Source organism: Neolewinella maritima (genome assembly GCF_923081025.1).
GTDB classification, from domain to species: domain Bacteria; phylum Bacteroidota; class Bacteroidia; order Chitinophagales; family Saprospiraceae; genus Neolewinella; species Neolewinella maritima.
Map to the genome: position 1 here is coordinate 135,870 of NZ_CAKLPZ010000004.1, position 17,461 is coordinate 153,330.

9 protein-coding genes are annotated in these 17,461 nt (G+C 57.6%); 5 read left to right on the top strand and 4 right to left on the bottom strand.

The window, feature by feature from the left end:
• Window positions 1–5,292 carry a translocation/assembly module TamB domain-containing protein gene (locus tag MJQ68_RS14760; RefSeq protein ID WP_238751904.1) on the bottom strand — a complete coding sequence of 1,764 codons (5,292 nt, stop codon included), beginning with the start codon at window positions 5,290–5,292 and terminating at the stop codon, window positions 1–3.
• A 107-nt stretch (window positions 5,293–5,399) separates the two neighbouring features.
• Window positions 5,400–6,587, bottom strand: coding sequence for a class I SAM-dependent rRNA methyltransferase (locus MJQ68_RS14765; RefSeq protein WP_238751905.1), 1,188 nt, complete (start codon window positions 6,585–6,587; stop codon window positions 5,400–5,402).
• A 165-nt stretch (window positions 6,588–6,752) separates the two neighbouring features.
• On the opposite strand from MJQ68_RS14765, the gene MJQ68_RS14770 reads away from it, so the two are divergent.
• The 5 genes from MJQ68_RS14770 to MJQ68_RS14790 all read left to right on the top strand — a co-directional run bounded on the left by MJQ68_RS14770 (window position 6,753) and on the right by MJQ68_RS14790 (window position 11,882).
• The gene (locus MJQ68_RS14770; protein WP_238751906.1) at window positions 6,753–7,355 is read left to right on the top strand and encodes a hypothetical protein; all 603 of its coding nucleotides are present in this window, start codon (window positions 6,753–6,755) and stop codon (window positions 7,353–7,355) included.
• 43 nt (window positions 7,356–7,398) lie between these two features.
• Window positions 7,399–8,427, top strand: coding sequence for an NAD(P)/FAD-dependent oxidoreductase (locus tag MJQ68_RS14775; RefSeq protein ID WP_238751907.1), 1,029 nt, complete (start codon window positions 7,399–7,401; stop codon window positions 8,425–8,427).
• Between the two features lie 460 nt (window positions 8,428–8,887).
• Entirely contained in the window at window positions 8,888–9,613 is a 726-nt protein-coding gene (locus MJQ68_RS14780) for a glycosyltransferase (protein ID WP_238751908.1), read from the top strand.
• Window positions 9,610–10,770 (top strand): UDP-galactopyranose mutase, encoded by a 1,161-nt coding sequence (gene glf, locus MJQ68_RS14785; protein ID WP_238751909.1) that lies wholly within the window; start codon window positions 9,610–9,612, stop codon window positions 10,768–10,770. Before MJQ68_RS14780 ends, glf begins: the two co-directional genes overlap by 4 nt.
• On the top strand, window positions 10,767–11,882 hold the full coding sequence (locus MJQ68_RS14790; protein WP_238751910.1) for a glycoside hydrolase family protein: 1,116 nt from the start codon (window positions 10,767–10,769) through the stop codon (window positions 11,880–11,882). The genes glf and MJQ68_RS14790 overlap by 4 nt, the downstream gene beginning before the upstream one ends.
• A gap of 59 nt (window positions 11,883–11,941) precedes the next feature.
• Here MJQ68_RS14790 and dnaK read toward each other — a convergent pair whose 3' ends face one another.
• Entirely contained in the window at window positions 11,942–13,864 is a 1,923-nt protein-coding gene (gene dnaK, locus MJQ68_RS14795) for a molecular chaperone DnaK (protein WP_238751911.1), read from the bottom strand.
• 283 nt (window positions 13,865–14,147) lie between these two features.
• Window positions 14,148–17,123 (bottom strand): CHRD domain-containing protein, encoded by a 2,976-nt coding sequence (locus MJQ68_RS14800; RefSeq protein WP_238751912.1) that lies wholly within the window; start codon window positions 17,121–17,123, stop codon window positions 14,148–14,150.
• Window positions 17,124–17,461 lie beyond the last annotated feature (338 nt).

The window sequence follows — 17,461 nt, forward strand, 5'->3', positions numbered from 1 at the left end:
TTACTTGTTCTTGCTGCTCCAGCCCAGGGAGTCGAAGTTCTTACTGAAGGTGAGGCGCCCCCCAAAGCGGATCACATTGCCGCCCACCAGTACATCCCGGTCCCGGTCGTTGAAAAACTTGAGGCGGAAGGTGCCGTCGTCGTTGATCAGGTATTCCGCGGTGATGTTGTCCAAATAAGTCTGGCTGGTTCCCGCCGTCTCATCTGCATCGTTACCCGCTACACCGTCTACGCTCACTACTACCCGGTCGTCGAATAGGGTCTTACGCAGACTTACCCGCAGATTCGTATTGGTGGTGCCGTCGCTGTCCTGATAGCTATCCAGACCAAAGTCGAGATCTACAAAGCCGACATAGTCGTTGGCCAGGTTGTTGAGGTAGCCACCCACTGCATTATTTAGCGTAGTGTTAGCCAGACTGGTGCCGTCTCCCCCACCCTGGTCCAGTACGGGGATGTTGAATCCACCAAAAGCAAGTAGCCGGAAGGTGGTCTCGGTCATGCGACTATCGTCCTGGCGTAGCGTACTGAGAGCATCCCCTACGCTACTGATTCCCAGGTTACCGTACGCATCCTCGGGGTATACGACGTTAGTGGTGAGTGTACTGGAGTTCAGTTCACCCTTCAGCCCGATCACTGCGTAGAACGTCTGCTTACGCCGCAGCGTACTGGCATCTCCTATTCCCTGTCCCAGCACACCCTCTACCAACGGCAGGGCGGAGGTACGTACCTCGTTGCGGATCGTCAGGTCCAGGATCGGATTCTCCATGTCGCCGTTGAAGACCACGCTACTACCGGGCACCACCTGGAACTCCCGATTGATCACCTGAATGATGAAGTCGTACTGTCCTTCCACCAGTTCTACCCGACCGGTAGCGGTCTGGCTTCCGTCGGGGGCGATCTGCAGCGTGATGTTCCCGTCCGCGCGGCCTACAAACGTCTGCCCCGTGGTAGGATCTACTACGACGGTGACCTGTAAATTTGGGTCCACGTCCAGGTTGAGCGTGAGATCAAGTCCGGTCCGCGCCGCACCGAGGCTGTCATCACGTACACTGACCGTATCGCGGCGAATGATATCCGCCCACTGATAGCGCTCCTCGAATTCGATGATTCCCTCGTTGTCTACCAGGCCCTCACTGGGTATGGTGTAGATATAGGTGATGTCGCTACCATCGTTGGTCGTAGCATCTACCACGATTACGGGTAGTATCGCCGTCCCCCCGATCTCTACGCGGGCATCGACCGACATATAGCCATAGTAGTCAGGATTATCCTTGTCCGTAGAATTGATCGCTACGAAGTCTTCCGCCTGGACCAGCATATCGAGTTCGATATCCGTCAGGTCGTTCAGTAAGATGTTACCCGTGAGGGTAGCGGTACCATCCTTACTGTCGTAGATCTGGAGGCCATCCGTGAAGGTGATCCGCTGACCGGTAAAGGTGATGGGATTACTACCCACCCGGAAGCGCTCTCCGAGTAGGCTAATTACCAGACTGGCATCCTGAAACGCCACGCTCCCATTCAGTCTGGGAGCCTCGATGGTCCCTCCAATATTTACTATCCCGCTCAGGTACCCTTCGGTGTTTTCCAGGTAGCCCAGGCTGAAGGGCTCTGCACTTTCCAGCATCAGACGGTTGAGGTCCAGTTTTAGGTCCATTGGTCCGTTCAGCGCGTAGGTGCCTGTCACTTCGACATCATTCCCGGCGTCTTCCAATCCAACGTCCAACGTATAGGTCTGCTCGTCTCCGGTAGTGACCACCGCCGTCAGGTTACCGAGGGTAGTACCGTTCCAGGAGAGGCTGTCGATGGATAGATTGGTGCGTATGCCTAGATTAGTCATCACGTTATCCAGCCCCACGGTACCGTTGAGAATACCACCGGCCACTTCCTCCTCCGAGAACACCAGGCGGCTGGGCGTATCCAGATCGAAGTCTTCAAAGGTGATCGTCACATGATTTGGCTCGTTGGTTTCGGCCAGCAGCGCCTGCGACTCGTGCCGCAGGCTGAAGTTATTGATCAGCAGATTCGGACCGGCGAGGGCGATCACGTTAGAAGCCGGTACCGTCCAGGTTTCGAAGTTCAGTATCTGTTCTTCCTCCAGTACTACGGTGAGGCTATCCCCCTGCTGGTCGATAAACGCCCCCAGGTAATGCCGTAGGCTATCCCCAGGGGTGTATAGTTTCAGTTCTACGAGTAGCTCATCGTCTATCGTCTCTCCGGAGATGACGGTGCGGCCCAGCTCGACCTGATTATTGTAGCTCACATCCTCCCAGTCGGCGTGAATGTTCAGCGCCTCCATATCTCCGATCACCTTAAGCTGCAAGCCCTGCGCTTCCAGCCCGGTGAACTCCAATTCCTGTAGGTCCAAATTGAAGAGAAATTCTGGAGATCCGTCGCGGTAAAGCAGCGACATGTTCATGGGCGACAGCTGCGTCAGCCCGTTGATCAGTCCCCCGGTCAGCACCTGCGGTCGCTTCAGCGCGAAGGTCATATCCACTGCGTCTCCATCTTCTACCGGCTCGGGCTGGGGAATGCTCTCATCGACGTAGGCCAGCAGGAAATCCACCATCTTCTGCGGAGTTTTCAGGGGATCGAAGTAGCCTACAACGTCGCCATCCATCACGTCGGATCGCAGGTAGATCTCATTATCCCAGTCGTGCATGGCGGCGGTGAGCAGTAGGCTATCTACGAAACTGCTACCGTCTTCTCCACGGAGAATAAAATCGTCCATCCGCACGACGGCATCCAGATCATAGGGGTCTAGCCCTTCGCTGCGCGCGACCAGCGTACCCTCTACGTCGAGTCGCTGTTCCGTAAGATCCCACTGTTGCAGTTCTAGATGGTCTACATCCACCATAGCCTCCACAAACACGGAGCTATCCGCATTGATGATATAGCGCCCACTGCCATTGGCCAGGAAGGCGGGGTGCAGCAAATCGAACTCGCCGGAGTAGCGGGTGTCTGACACGAGGGCGGTCAGGTTGACCAGCGAATCACCCCCATTCTCCGCCACAAAAGCACTGATGGACAGGTTCATGCTCGGCTCCAGCTGGCCGGTCACCTGCGCCTGTAGATCGATCGGACCCAGACCAATGGTCTCGAGCGTATCTCGGAATCCGCCGGTAAAGAATTCCGGAATACGGACGTTGGTCAGCGAGGCCGTCACATTGGTGTAGGCAGGGTTGTAGACCCCCCCGATGGTCCAGTCACCATTGCTGGTCTGTACCGGAATATCGAAGGTCAGATCAGTCAGCGATCCGCTCAGTCGGGCGTTCTGGATCCGGATGCTGGGTAAATTGATGTTTTCCGGCAGGAGACTATCCGGCAGGATGGAGCGGACATCAGCGATGTTGATACCAAGGTCACTGACCTCCATATCCAGCGTCAGATTATCCGGATCGAGGGCATTGCGGACGTTGCCATTGATGCGGGCGTAGGTGCTATCCCCCGGCAGCGATAGCCGTAGGTTGACGTCCAGATTATCCATGGGTCCGGTCACCGATCCACTGCCCCGCAAAAAGTCCGGAATAGTGTAGTCCTCCGGCAGGGTGCCCGGTGGCACATAGGCCAGTATGGTGGCCCGCGTAGCCAGCAGGGTATCGAGTTTGACGTTCAACCTGGTATTCGGATAGGCGGACACCCCATTGATGATGCCACTGGTTCTTACCCGGCTATTGAGTCCGTTGCCGAATACCCGGTTTTCCAGCGCGTAGAGATCGAGTTCCAGGCGATCGTTGTCGTAGCTGGCACTACCCTCGGCTACAATGCGTTGTGGCCAATCAATATCGGCGGGCAGCATACCATTCGGTACCAGGGGCAGCAGCGGACCGGGTGTTACACTCAGCTCGCGGAGGTACAGCCGCCCCCCTACCCGATTCGGATCCAGTACGTTGTGCGCACGCCCGCTGGCACGCACCTTGATACCAGGGCCGTCGATCTGAATTCTGGCGATATCCAGTTGGGCTACCGTACCATCAGCGCGCACCGAGAAGTCGATCTGCTGCGCCAGGTTACTCGATATCACCTGCTCCGTGGCCAGGTCCGGCGCCAGTAGCGCGATGTCTCTGAGTCCGATGTGTCCGTCTAGTTGGGCCCGCGCAACTAGCTCCTCAAGGTTTGCAGCGGCAAAATCATACTGGACGGCCGTGTTCTCGCTGCGCAGTTCGCTGTTCTTCGTGCGCAGTAGAAAGTCCTCCAGGCCCAGGAAGGTCGGGGCATACTCCACCACACCTTCCGAACGCAGTATAGCCAGACCGCTCTTCTCCACGCCACCCAGTTGCCGCAAACGCAGGTGCAATGAATCGACGATGTAGGCTATATCTGTTGCCTCAGCCTCTACCTCAGACAGCGCCAGGTGATTGAAGTCGATGCCTGGCCCTTTCAGTGGCGGTGCCGGTACGTCCATACGCAGCGCAAACTGACGGATCTGGAACAGTTCGCCGGTAAAGGCGATACTATCGCCCAGGGCAAGATCGGCACCTTCTAGGTTGACGTAGGGCAGCTGGGTACTAACATCCAGACTATCCATCTGCAGTGCCAGGGTACTTGCCGATATGGTCGCACGACCCAGCGTCAGCGCGATGGGCGCGGTCTCGGTCGCCGTAGTGTCTACGGGCAAACTCGATTCACCGATCCCGATCAGAGCCGCGGCTCCGTCGAGTTCGAGGTAGTCGACATCGAAGGTCATCGCAGCGAGATCAGCCTCGTTGATCTCCCCGCCCAGATGGTTGACCTCGAGATCCGCGAGTAGGCCGGCAGGATCGTCCTGGTAGTAGATGTCGGCGCGATCAAGGGTAAGCTGTGCCCCCGCCAAGTCGATCAGCCAACCGCCGGAGGTCGTCGCTACGGAGTCGGCCTGCGGTGATTCCGCTAGCGCTACCGTGTCTACGGGTACCAGGGCATCCAGCAGGAATTGGATGTTACTGGTCGAGTCCGTAGTAACGAGATTGGCATATACATCCTCGATCTCCACGCTGTTGATGGCTACGGTGGAGCGGACCAGCGCCCACATGTCCAGCCCCACCCCGAGGTGTCCGACCCGGGCAATCGTGTCTCCCTCGGGAGTGTTCACGTACACGTCGCGCACGTCGAGTCGGGATGGAAATTGCAGGGATAAGTCCCCGATCCCAACATCCGTACCCAAGGTCGTCCGGGCGATCTTCTCCGCCTGGTCGGTGATCGCCCGCTGTACAAAGGGCAATTGGATGAGCAGAAATACCAGCACCAGCAAGCCGAGCAGCGAGACAATGAACCAGAAGATGAACCGGCCGATTTTTTTTGCTGTGCTTGTAGCCAAAGGGGAACGTACTTGAGGGGAGGGGTATCTATCGTTAACCCCCCGTGCAAAGGAGTGTTCGCTGGAGTAGCGGGCCGGAGGTTCGGCTGCGCACCGTTCGGCTGACTTTAATCAATTCTTAACACCAGCCCCTTCAGGTACTCTCCCTCCGGGTGATAAAGACTCACCGGGTGATCGGGGCCCTGCCCGAGGTGATGCAGCACCCGCACGGGCCGACCAACCTCCAAACCGGCCGCCACGATGGTGTCGTAGAACAACTGACGATCCACCACCCTACTGCAGCTAAACGTAAATAGTAAACCGCCGGGCTTGATGACCTGAATGGCCCGCGCATTGAGCCGTTTGTAGGCCTGCACGGCTTTATGTCGCCGGTGCTTGTTCTTGGCGAAGGCGGGCGGATCTACCACTACGATATCGTAGGAGTCGGCAGCGGCATGCTCCTTCAGCCAGTCCATGACGTCAGCCGTAGCGATCTCCGATCGCTCCGTAAAGTCACCGTTGTCCGACACATTAAGGCCGGTCAGTTCGGTAGCCGTCGCACTTAGGTCGATACTTTGCACCTGCGTGGCCCCGCCCAGCAGCGCGTAGACGGAGAAGCCCCCGGTGTAGCAAAAGGTGTTCAGTACCCGCTTGTCCTTAGCGTAGCTACCCAGTAACCAGCGATTTTCGCGCTGGTCTATGAAAAAGCCCGTTTTCTGCCCGTTCGCGATGTCGATCCGAAACCGCCGCCCGTGCTCCAGCACCCGCAACTCCTGTACGTCGGGGCCTGCGAGGATTCCGTCTTTCAAACTCACGGCGTAGCGTTCGGGCAGTGACTTACTGCTCTTATCGTGGACCGTAGTGATCACGTCCGGCAACAACTGAAGCAGCGCCGCAGCGATCTGCTGCCGCTGGCGATGCATACCTATGCTATGGCACTGAACGACGGCCACGCTACCGTAGCGGTCGATCACCAAGCCGGGCAGCCCATCGCCCGCGGCGTGCACCAGGCGGTAGGTATTGGTCAGGGGATCGTCCGCCAGACCAAGTTGTTGCCGTACGTCGATAGCTTGCTGCAATTGCCGGGTGTAGAAGTTTTCCGGTAGATCTTCGGTTCCGAAGTGCAGCATACGCACGCGGATACTGCCGGCCTGATAGTGCCCTACCCCGAGAGGCTGTCCCTGCTGATCGCTGACGCGCACCAGATCGCCATCGGCCAGTCCGTCCGGCTCATGATGAATGGCACCGGAGAACACCCAGGGGCTACGGCGTACCAGGGCGCTCTCACGTCCTTTACGCAGGGATATAGTTTGCATGCGGCGAAGGTAAGCCTCCGTCGGGCGACTAAGGTGAATTAGCTGTCCGGCGACATACGCAATCACGCACAGCAGTCGTTTGGTGCCTAGCATTCCTTGTTTGTGCAACGAACCGATCGCTATTTCCCGCTTGTGCGCGAAGTAGTCGTTCCACCAGAACTTCTCATGAAACTACCGGTACCCAACTGCTTTTTCGGCCTTCTATTTCTACTGCTCGCGGTCAGCTGTTCCACGACCACCGAGTCTATCGACTACATCCTGGGGGAAGGTCAGCTACGACTCGAAATCGCCAACACGGTCGTTTCGGAGACCACTCCAGCGGTCACCACGGTACTCACGGTCGCCGATGTGCGTATCGACGGGGTATCCCTCCCGGGCTTCCGGCGGCAGACCATACAGTGGGGCGGCGGCGCGCAGGCTGCAGATGTACTCTACAACGGCAGTATCGCCTCGGGCAGCTACGAGCTGGTAGAGCTTATCCTCGACCCCGGCACGGATGACCAGGGCAGCGGACCGGGCTGCTATACCGTCGATGCCAACGGTCAGAAGCATGCACTGGACATTAGAGCCGGCGGACTGCTGAGCATACCTACCTATGAGCTGGTAGTCGACCGCAATGAGTACGTATCCGGCCTACTGTCCATACAATTAGCTAAGGCTTTACAGCCGCAGACTGCGTCCGGCACCTACACGCTGCAGGCCAACCGTTGGCACCGCAAGTGGGCTACTTACATCCCGCAGGAGTCGCAGTTGGCGTCCAGCCGGTAGGTTTACGCGCTATACCAGCTAAATAGTTCGGTCCTTACACCGTATGGACTACCTCATCATCGGACAGGGGCTGGCCGGCACGCTGATCGGATATCGTTTAGAGCAGGCGGGTCATCGGGTACACTATGCGGACGCAGCCGAGCAGACCGCAGCCAGTAGCGTGGCGGCCGGTGTGATCAATCCCATTACCGGCCGACGCTTCGTGCGCAGTTGGCGCATCGATGAGCTACTCCCGGAAGCCCGTGAGCTGTATGCACAGCTTGAGAACACGCTAGGGGTACGTCTCTGGCATGATCTACCGCTGATTCGTACCCTATTCAACCGGGGGGAGCAGAACGACTGGTTGTCCCGTGGCGGCGACCCGGGCTACGCCCAATACCTAGACGATACCCCTAATCTTGGCAGCTTACCTGAGCTCACGTACCCGGCCTTCTCGTACGTAGGGGTGCGGCAGACGGCCCGCGTCGATCTGCGGCGCTTAGTTCAAACATTTCGCAGTCGGATACTGGCTACCGGCCGGTTTACTGCTTCTGTGATCGACTATGGGGCGCTTCCTCCTGGCTACGACCGCTACATTTTCTGTGAGGGATGGCGTGCCAGGTACAACCCCTACTTCAACTACCTCCCCCACGGCGGTACCAAGGGGGAGGCACTGCTGGTCGATACGGGGGACGCACCCGTGCTAAAGCGTATGTTCAAGCACCGCGTATTTCTGGTGCCTCAGATCGAGGGGGGCTACTGGGTGGGCGCCAGTAGTAGCAACGCCTTTACGGACGACGGGCCGACCGGGGCCACTGCCACCTTCCTAGAAGATCGACTACGGGAAGTACTGCGCGTACCCTATACGGTCACGGCTCACTTAGCTGCCGTGCGCCCCACCGTACGCGACCGGCGTATGCTGCTGGGTCGTCATCCGCAACACCCGGAACTGTACATCTTTAATGGCTTGGGAACAAAGGGCGCTAGCTTAGCACCGCTGGGAAGCAAGTGGCTATACGATCTGCTGGAGCGCGGTATACCCGTGCCAGCGGAGGTGTCTATTGATCGGTTTTCAGATCAGGGTGCAGGTTGAAAAGGGTCTGTATTTGAGAAGAATCTTATCTACTGCTGTCTTATGAGAACCAATTGTGCAATTCGTAGTTTCTAACACATTGTTTGATTATGCACAATTTTAAAAAATGCCCCCCTCCCCCGCCCCCTCCGGTGGGTCTTACGACCTTGTAGTATTCTGTCACCTTCGCTGGGACTTCGTTTACCAGCGCCCGCAGCATCTCATAAGCCGCCTCTCCCAAACGTACCGGACCTTATTTGTAGAGGAACCCTGGCGAAGACCAGACCGGCCTGATAGCCCACTGCGAAAGATTACTGAGCGGCTACATGTCTTACAGCCCAATGTCGATCACATCGATGAGATTTCAAACGTACTTGCGGACTATCTCCCCGGGGGCCGGACTGACATCGCCTGGTTCTACTCCCCCTCCTTCTTCCCTTTACTGGCAGACTTACGCTGTGATACCGTAGTGTATGATTGCATGGACGAGCTTAGTCTTTTCCGCGGCGCTCCGGCCTCACTGGTGCAGTTGGAGGACCGGCTACTGCTGCGCGCGGATGTAGTTTTTACAGGAGGCCGCTCTCTTTACGAAGCCAAGGCATCACGCAACGCGTCCGTACACTGCTTCCCTAGTTCGGTCGACCAGGACCATTTCAGCTCTGCCCAGCGGAGCTTACCCGTACCGGCCGATATCGCCGCCGTAAAGTCACCCATTGTAGGCTATTTCGGAGTGATCGACGAGCGTATCGACCTGGAGCTACTGGCTGCTACCGGGGATCTACTACCTGAGGTGAACTTTGTCATGATCGGCCCGATAGCGAAAATCGCACTGGAGGATCTGCCCCAACGGGAGAACATCCACTACCTGGGCATGCGTGACTATCAGGAATTACCCAACTTTCTGCAGCGGTTCGACGTGGCGATGATGCCCTTTGCACTTAACGACGCGACCAAATTCATCAGCCCCACCAAAACGCTCGAGTATATGGCTGCGGGTAAGCCCATCGTCTCTACCGCCATCCGGGATGTAGTGCGGGAATACGCCGACTCGGTTGCAATTGTAGACAGCCCGGACAGTTTCGCAGACGCGATCCGCAGGGCGCTGGCTACCTCTACCCCACCCGACTACACTACTATTCTTGACAACACCTCCTGGGATGCTACCGCCAAACGGATGCGCGCACTCCTGGAAAAAACCCTGGTATGAACACCGCAGATATCGTAATCATTGGCGCGGGAATTTCCGGTGCCGTCCTAGCCGAGCGCTACGCCAACAACGGCAAACGGGTCACTATACTCGAAAAACGGGATCACATTGCCGGTAATTGCTACGACTATATAGACGACAACGGCATTCTGGTATCTAAGTACGGAGCTCACCTGTTCCACACCAATTATGAAGAGGTTTGGGCGTACGTCAACCAGTTTTCGGAGTGGTACCCCTGGGAGCATAAGGTATTGGCACAGGTCGAGGACAAACTCGTGCCCATTCCCGTAAACATCACCACGGTAAATACTCTGTACGGTACTAAATTGGAGACCGATCAGGACATGCGTGATTGGCTGGACGCCAATCGCCAGGATATCCCGGATGCTAAGAATGGACGGGACGCCGTGCTCCATAAAGTAGGCGATGACCTGTACGAGAAAATGTTTCGCCACTACACCAAGAAGCAGTGGGACAAGTACCCCGAAGAACTCGATGCGTCGGTCCTCAATCGAATCCCGGTGCGCACCAACTTTGACGATCGCTACTTTTCCGATAAGTATCAGGCGCTGCCGAAGGGCGGATATACCCAGCTCTTCGCAGCCATCCTGGATCATCCTAACATCAGCGTACACCTCGGCACGGATTACTTCGACGTGAAGGATGAACTCGGCAGCTATGAGAAGCTGTTTTACACCGGCCCCATCGACCGCTTCTTCGAGTTCAAGCACAGCCTGACGGAGAAGCTGGAGTACCGATCCATCAACTTCGTTTCCGAGACGGTACAGCAGGAATACTTCCAGCACAATTCCGTAGTCAACTACCCCGGCCGCGAGGTGGACTATACCCGCATCGTAGAGTACCGGCACTTTGGCAATCAGACCGGTCCGCAGGTCACCACCATTGTCAAGGAATACACCACTGACGAGGGTGATCCCTATTACCCAGTCCCTAATGCGCGTAATCAGGCCATCTACGAACGCTACCGTGCTGAAGCCGAAGCCCTGAAGGACGTGTACTTCGTGGGACGGCTAGCCAACTACAAGTACTTCAACATGGATCAGGCCTTTAAGAATGCGCTTGCCCTATACGATGAGCTGGAACAGCCAGCTCGACCGGTAGACGCCGCTACAACAAATCAGGTAGCTGCCGAATGATTCCTGACCTACCGTCCTTTTTGATGGGTGGCTACGAATGTGCCGACCACATCAATCGCTCGGGCGAACGAATCAATCTGCTACAAACTACCGAGCACGACCGCCGCGCCGCCGAAGATTTTGCTGCCCTGGCCGCACTCGACATTCGGGTTGCGCGGGAGGGGATCTGCTGGAGCGCTGTGGAGGTTGCCCCCCAACAGTTCGACTTCACTGAAGTAGCCTACCGGCTACGGGCTGCTCACGCCGCCGGTGTTGAAGTGATGTGGGACCTGTGTCACTTCGGCTACCCCGACGGACTCTTTCCCACTCACCCTCAGTTCCTGCCTCGCTTCGTAGCCCTGTGTCGTGCCTTCGCTGCGTTTCACCAGCGGGTGACCACTGCCGTGCTCTACGTAGTGCCCATCAACGAGATCAGTTTCCTTTCCTGGCATTCCGGTGATGTACGCGGTACCGTTCCTTTTGCAACCAACGCGGGGTGGGATATGAAGTGGCACCTTTGTCGGGCAGCCATCCAAGGGATCGTGGCATTAAAGGCCACCGCCCCGACCTGCCGCATCGTCACGATCGAGCCGCTCATACGCGTACACGGCCACGACGGCTCCGACTCCGGTCACATCGCGCGGATGAACAACGATCAGTTCCAGGCGATGGACATCATCGGGGGGCGCTTATGCCCCGAACTAGGCGGACGGGAAGAATACCTCGACCTACTCGGTTTCAACTACTACTACAACGGACAGTGGACCGACGGAGTAGTACCCCTGCCCTGGCCAGAACCGGAAGATGCTATGCGTCGCGTGCCGCTACATCGACTACTACTAAACGCCTACGACCGCTACCGCCGTCCATTTTTTCTCGCTGAGACCGGGCACTTCGGTACCGACCGTGCCCGCTGGCTAATCGAAGTAGCCTATGAGATCGAGCTCGTTCGGCAGCACACCGCCGATTTTTTCGGGGTGTGCATTTACCCTATCGTCGACCGTCCCGATTGGGACGACCTTACCTCCTACTCCAACTGCGGACTGTACGACCTCGACGCGGAGAATAATCGGATTCCACACTACTCCAGTATCGAGACCGTACACCGTTTACAGGAACTGTGGAGTAGGTAAACTAAAAAGCCCGCCGACCTATTGGTCGACGGGCTTTGTATCATGAAGAAGCGGGGCGCTTACTTGCCCTCTACCTCTTCGAATTCTACATCCTGGACGTCGTCCGCTCCAGAGCTACCCGTCCCGGCGCCGTTCGCGTCCGCTCCGGGTGCACCTCCGTCGGCGGTGGGATCACCCTCCTGTCCGGCTTGGTACATATCCTGACTGGCAGCATTCCACGCGGCAGTAAGAGCTTCGGTAGCGCTTTCGATGGCGCTCAGGTCTTCGGCCTTGTGTGCTTCGCGGAGCTTCTCGAGGTTCTCCTCGATGGGCTGCTTTTTCTCATCCGAGATTTTCTCGCCAAACTCCTTGAGTTGCTTCTCCGTCTGGAAGACCAGCTGATCGGCACCATTAAGCTTCTCGACACGGTCACGGGCTTCCTTGTCCGTTTCCTCGTTAGCAGCGGCCTCGGCCTTCATGCGCTCGATGTCCTCCTTGCTCAGTCCGGTACCGGCTTCGATCTTGATCGACTGCTCCTTACCCGTACCCTTGTCCTTTGAAGTTACACTGAGTACACCATTGGCATCCATGTCGAAGGTTACTTCGATCTGGGGTACACCGCGGGGGGCTGGGGGAATATCACCGAGTACGAAGCGTCCGATGGGACGGTTGTCCTTGGCCATCTGACGAGCTCCCTGTAGGACGTGAATCTCCACGGAAGGCTGGTTGTCGGATGCGGTAGAGTATACCTTCGACTTCTTGACGGGGATCGTGCTATTTGCTTCGATCACCGTATCGAAGATGCCACCCATTGTTTCGATACCCAGGCTGAGTGGGGTTACGTCCAGCAGCAGTACATCCTGTACGTCTCCGCTGAGTACACCACCCTGAATGGCGGCACCTACGGCAACCACCTCATCGGGGTTCACACTCTTGTTGGCCTTCTTACCGAAGAACTTCTCTACGGCCTCCTGAATAGCGGGGATACGGGTAGAGCCACCTACGAGGATGACCTCATCAATCTCGCTCTTGCTGATACCGGCATCGTTCATGGCCTTTTCGCAGGGCTTGAGCGTACGCTGGACGAGCTCGTCGGCCAGTTGCTCGAACTTGGCGCGGCTGATCTTCACGACCAGGTGCTTGGGTACACCATCTACGGCCGTAATGTAGGGTAGGTTAACTTCGGTCTCCGTTGTGCTGGAGAGCTCGATCTTGGCCTTCTCGGCGGCCTCCTTAAGACGCTGAAGTGCCATGGGATCCTTCTTCAGGTCCATGTTCTCCTGGTTCTTGAACTCGTCGGCCAGGAAGTCGATCAGTACGCGGTCGAAGTCGTCACCACCCAGGTGAGTATCGCCATTGGTAGACTTCACTTCGAATACGCCCTCACCCAGATCGAGGATCGAGATATCGAACGTGCCGCCACCAAGGTCATACACCGCGATGGTCATGTCCTTACTACGCTTGTCCAGACCGTAGGCCAGGGCAGCCGCAGTGGGCTCGTTGATGATCCGGCGGACGTTCAGTCCGGCGACCTCACCGGCCTCTTTCGTGGCCTGTCGCTGGGAGTCATTGAAGTAGGCGGGTACCGTCACGACGGCCTCCGTTACTTCGGTGCCCAGGAAGTCCTCGGCGATCTTCTTCATCTTCTGCAGCACCATGGCGCTGATCTCCTGGGGGGTGTACTTCCGCCCGTCGATCTCCACCTGGGCCAGACCGTTGTCGCCCTTGACGACCTTATAGGCCGAACGGTCCACTTCATTCTTTACTTCATCGAAGCGCTGTCCCATGTACCGCTTAATGGAAGCGACCGTACGCGTGGGGTTCGTGATGGCCTGCCGCTTGGCGGGCTCGCCGATCTTGCGTTCACCGGCGTCCAGGAAGGCTACGATGGAAGGAGTAGTGTTGCGACCCTCGTCGTTGTAGATCACGGTGGGCTCGTTGCCCTCCATCACCGCCACACATGAGTTGGTCGTTCCTAAATCTATTCCGATAATCTTGCTCATTCGTTGCTTATTGTATACGTTGATTGACATTGATGTCGACCCCAATAATGCAAGCTGCGTGCCAGAGCCACTGCTGGACAAATTCTGCCGCTTTTTCGGGCGGGGCCGCGGGTGCAACGCCAATATGCGAAGGGCGCTGTCACGTAGTTGACATTTTGGCAGACGTCCGTGCCTCCATGGCTCCGCCCCCAAACAACAAAGCGGCCTTCCGACACGCCGATTGGATAGCTATCCAGCCGGAGGTTCGGAAGACCGCTTCGTACGAACGGTTAATCGTGAGGTGCTACTGCACCACGACCCGCGCGGTGTTGATGAGCCGGCCGTCGCTGTTGCGCAGCATCAGGAAGTAGGTGCCGCTCGGCAGCGACGACATGTCCACCGCTACGCGTTGCTCACCCACCCGGGCGTCCACCACCCGGTCCTGTTGCAACTGCCCCAGCTGGGTGTACAGCAGCAACCGACCCGTGAACGCTTCATGGGTAGCGATCTCGTAGGTGAGCGACTGTCCCTCCCGCAGGGGGTTGGGGTAGGCGCGTACCGCAAAGCCCAGGGGCAGGAAGTCGCGGGTGCCTACGATACTGTCGCGGCCCAGCTTGATGCTCACCCCGGCGCTGGGGCGGTAGTTGCTGCCGTCACTGGCCAGTACCCGGTGGTACAGCGTAGCCGTATCCCCCAGATTCACCCCGGCGCTATCGAGCAGCGTCGCTACGGTACCGAAATTGGTCTCGAAGAAGGTGTCCCGACCCGTGTTAGCGGCAAACAGTACCGAGTCGAAGTCCGCATCGGCGGCCAGCTGCCAGACGTAGATGACCGTGTCCCCGTCGGGGTCGGTGGTCGGTGCGTAGTTCACGCGGAAGGGCTGCTGGTTCGACCCGCCGATGGCCAACGTATCGCCGTCCAGGGGAGCCAGGATGCGCGAGGCCAGGGGCGGCAGGTTGAGCTCGCCACGGATCTGACCGCGGGCTTCGCCGCTGCCCACCTCGGTGGTGTGGATGTTCGCGTAGACGCGACCGCTGCGCAGGGCTGTGACCTGTTCGGTCGTCAGCATGTAGGTGTTGCTGTCCACGCTGAAGATCGCACTGCGCCCCGCGTCGAGGGTGTCGGCCGACAGCGGCAGCGTGATGGGTCCGTTCTGGCCGGCGGGGGCCAGGTGCAGGTGGGCGCCTCCGGCAATGGAGTAGTCAAACTCACCCTCCAGCATGGTTACGCTACCCGACAGCATCAGCAGCGAGTCGGTCAGCTCCAGCTTCAGGCCACCCTGGGCCGTAGTCTGGACGTAGTTGGTGGCGTTGGCACCGGAGAAGGTGGTGTGTAGGTAGGTCTGCGCCAGGGGAAGCACCTGGCCGCGGATGGCTCCACTGGGGTAGTCCGCGGTGTGCACGTTGATGTACACCCTGCGGTCCAGCATTTCGGCCAGTTGGGCCTGGGTGAACTGAAAGACGTTGCTGTCGGCCAGTACCACGCCGCTGCGGTTGTCGTCATCGAGCTCGGTAGCCATCGACTGCAGGATGCCGCCGTTGCTTCCGGCGATATTGCGGTGCAGGTGCATGCCGCCGGCGATCGCTTCGTTGAAGTCGCTGTCCAGGTCCTGGAAGGAACCGACCAGCGTGACCGTAGTATCGCGCAGTTCCGCGGCCACCATTCCGGTAGCATCGGTGGGTACGCCCGCCGGTTGGCTGGCGCCCGACAGGGGGGCCAGGAAGTAACTCGTAGCTTCACCTAGTACCTGGCCGCGGATCTCGCCGCCTGGGTGGTCTAGGGAGTGGATGTTGACATACAGAAAGCGATCGGTAAGGGTATCTATTTGTCCTTCGGTAAGTTGGAAGGTGTTTGCTCTGGGGAAGAACCGGCCGCCGCGTGCCGCACTGCTATCGGCCGATACGGTGAGGGGATACAGTACTCCACCACTCTGACCAGGATAGCCGGGATGCAAGTGGGCACCACCGCCAATCGACTTGTTAAGATCACTCTGTAGATCAAAGTAGCTTCCGGTGGCCGTCATGCGGGTGCCCATCAGTTCCACCTTCACCATGCCATGACCGGTAGAAATTACGGAGGGAATCTGCTGGTTACCGTTGAGGAAGGTGGTAAACACAGCCTGTGCTTCGGGTATCATTTGGCCGCGTAGTTCTCCCATGGGGTTGCCTACCGTATGAATATTCAGGTAGACGCCACGGGCAATGAGCAGACTACGCTGCCCCGGAGTCATGGTGTATTTGTTGCTGTCGATGGGGAAGGTTCCGCTCACGGTATCGGTACGTAGGAAGTCCAGCGGAATGATAATTCCCCCATTATCTCCCGCATAACCGGCGTGCAAGTGACTGCCCTTTCGAATAAAGGTGTTGATACGCGATTGCAGTCCGGCGTAGCTACCGATCAGGCGGATCGTATCATCGACTACGTGACTGAGTACCTGTCCCGTTCCCTGCGAAAGGATGGGAGGATACTGATTGGCACCCGAAAGATGGGCCCGTAGGATGATGTTAGCGGGCGGAAGTACCTGTCCGCGGATTTCGCCACTGGGGTACGCACCACTATGAATATTCGCGTAGTAGCGCCCATCGCGCAGATCGGCTACCTGCTTATCGTCCAGGGTAAAGGTATTGTCCTCACTGCGGAACACGCCACTCAGGCCATCGTCCGCTACGGAGGCAGTAAGTGCGATATCAATGCCACCGTTCAGTCCGGGTAATCCCAGGTGCAGGTGAGCGCCTCCGCCGATACTGCTTGCAAAGGTGTCCTTAAGGTCAGCGAATGAGCCGGTGACTACCAGACTATTATCGTCCGCATCGAATTCCATGAGCAAGGCGCCATGAGCGGTAGAAATCACACTGGGCACCTCGTTACTACCCAGTAAGTTGGTGTAGTAAGCCTCCTTACCGTTGCGCACCAGATTGCCACGCAGTTCCCCGCTTGGGTACCGTTCGGTATGGATATTCACGTAAATGCTCCCGACATCAACATCTTCCAGATCGTCCGTCGAGATGATAAAGGTGTTATCCTCTGCATTGATCGTACCGCTGAGACCGTCCTCGCTCAGGCTAAGGGATAGCGGTTGGATGATGCCACCATTGCTCCCAGGGTAAGCGACGTGGATATGACCACCGCCCCTAATGGAGGTAGCCACGGGGGAACTCAGGCGGGCGAAGGAGCCACTCACTACGAACCGCGCGCCGCCATCTACTTCGGTGACGTCCACGGTTACCGAGCCACTAGCCGCAGTAGCTACTGGAAGCGCCTGCTGTTGTCCGCTGAGCATGGCGGTGGCTGAACCATAATTCTGTGCCTGTAGGGAGCACGCTGCAAATAATAAAGCGGTACAGCAAAGGTACCGTAGAGTAGAAAGAATCATTGCGATCGTTGATTAAGCTATATACGTATAAGGATATGCCCCGGTAGGCCATACCCCACCGTTTCTAACTGTACACAGCGGATTTTGTGCAAGGGTTTTTCACTTTATGCTTAGGTAGTGAACATTCTCACGTGGGCGGGCAGCTAGCCTACCTGAACCGGCTACCCATTTAGCCAGGCGATGTATACCTGCCAGGGCCAGTACCATACCGCCGAAAACGCAATTTGGTGCAACTAGAGGAATAC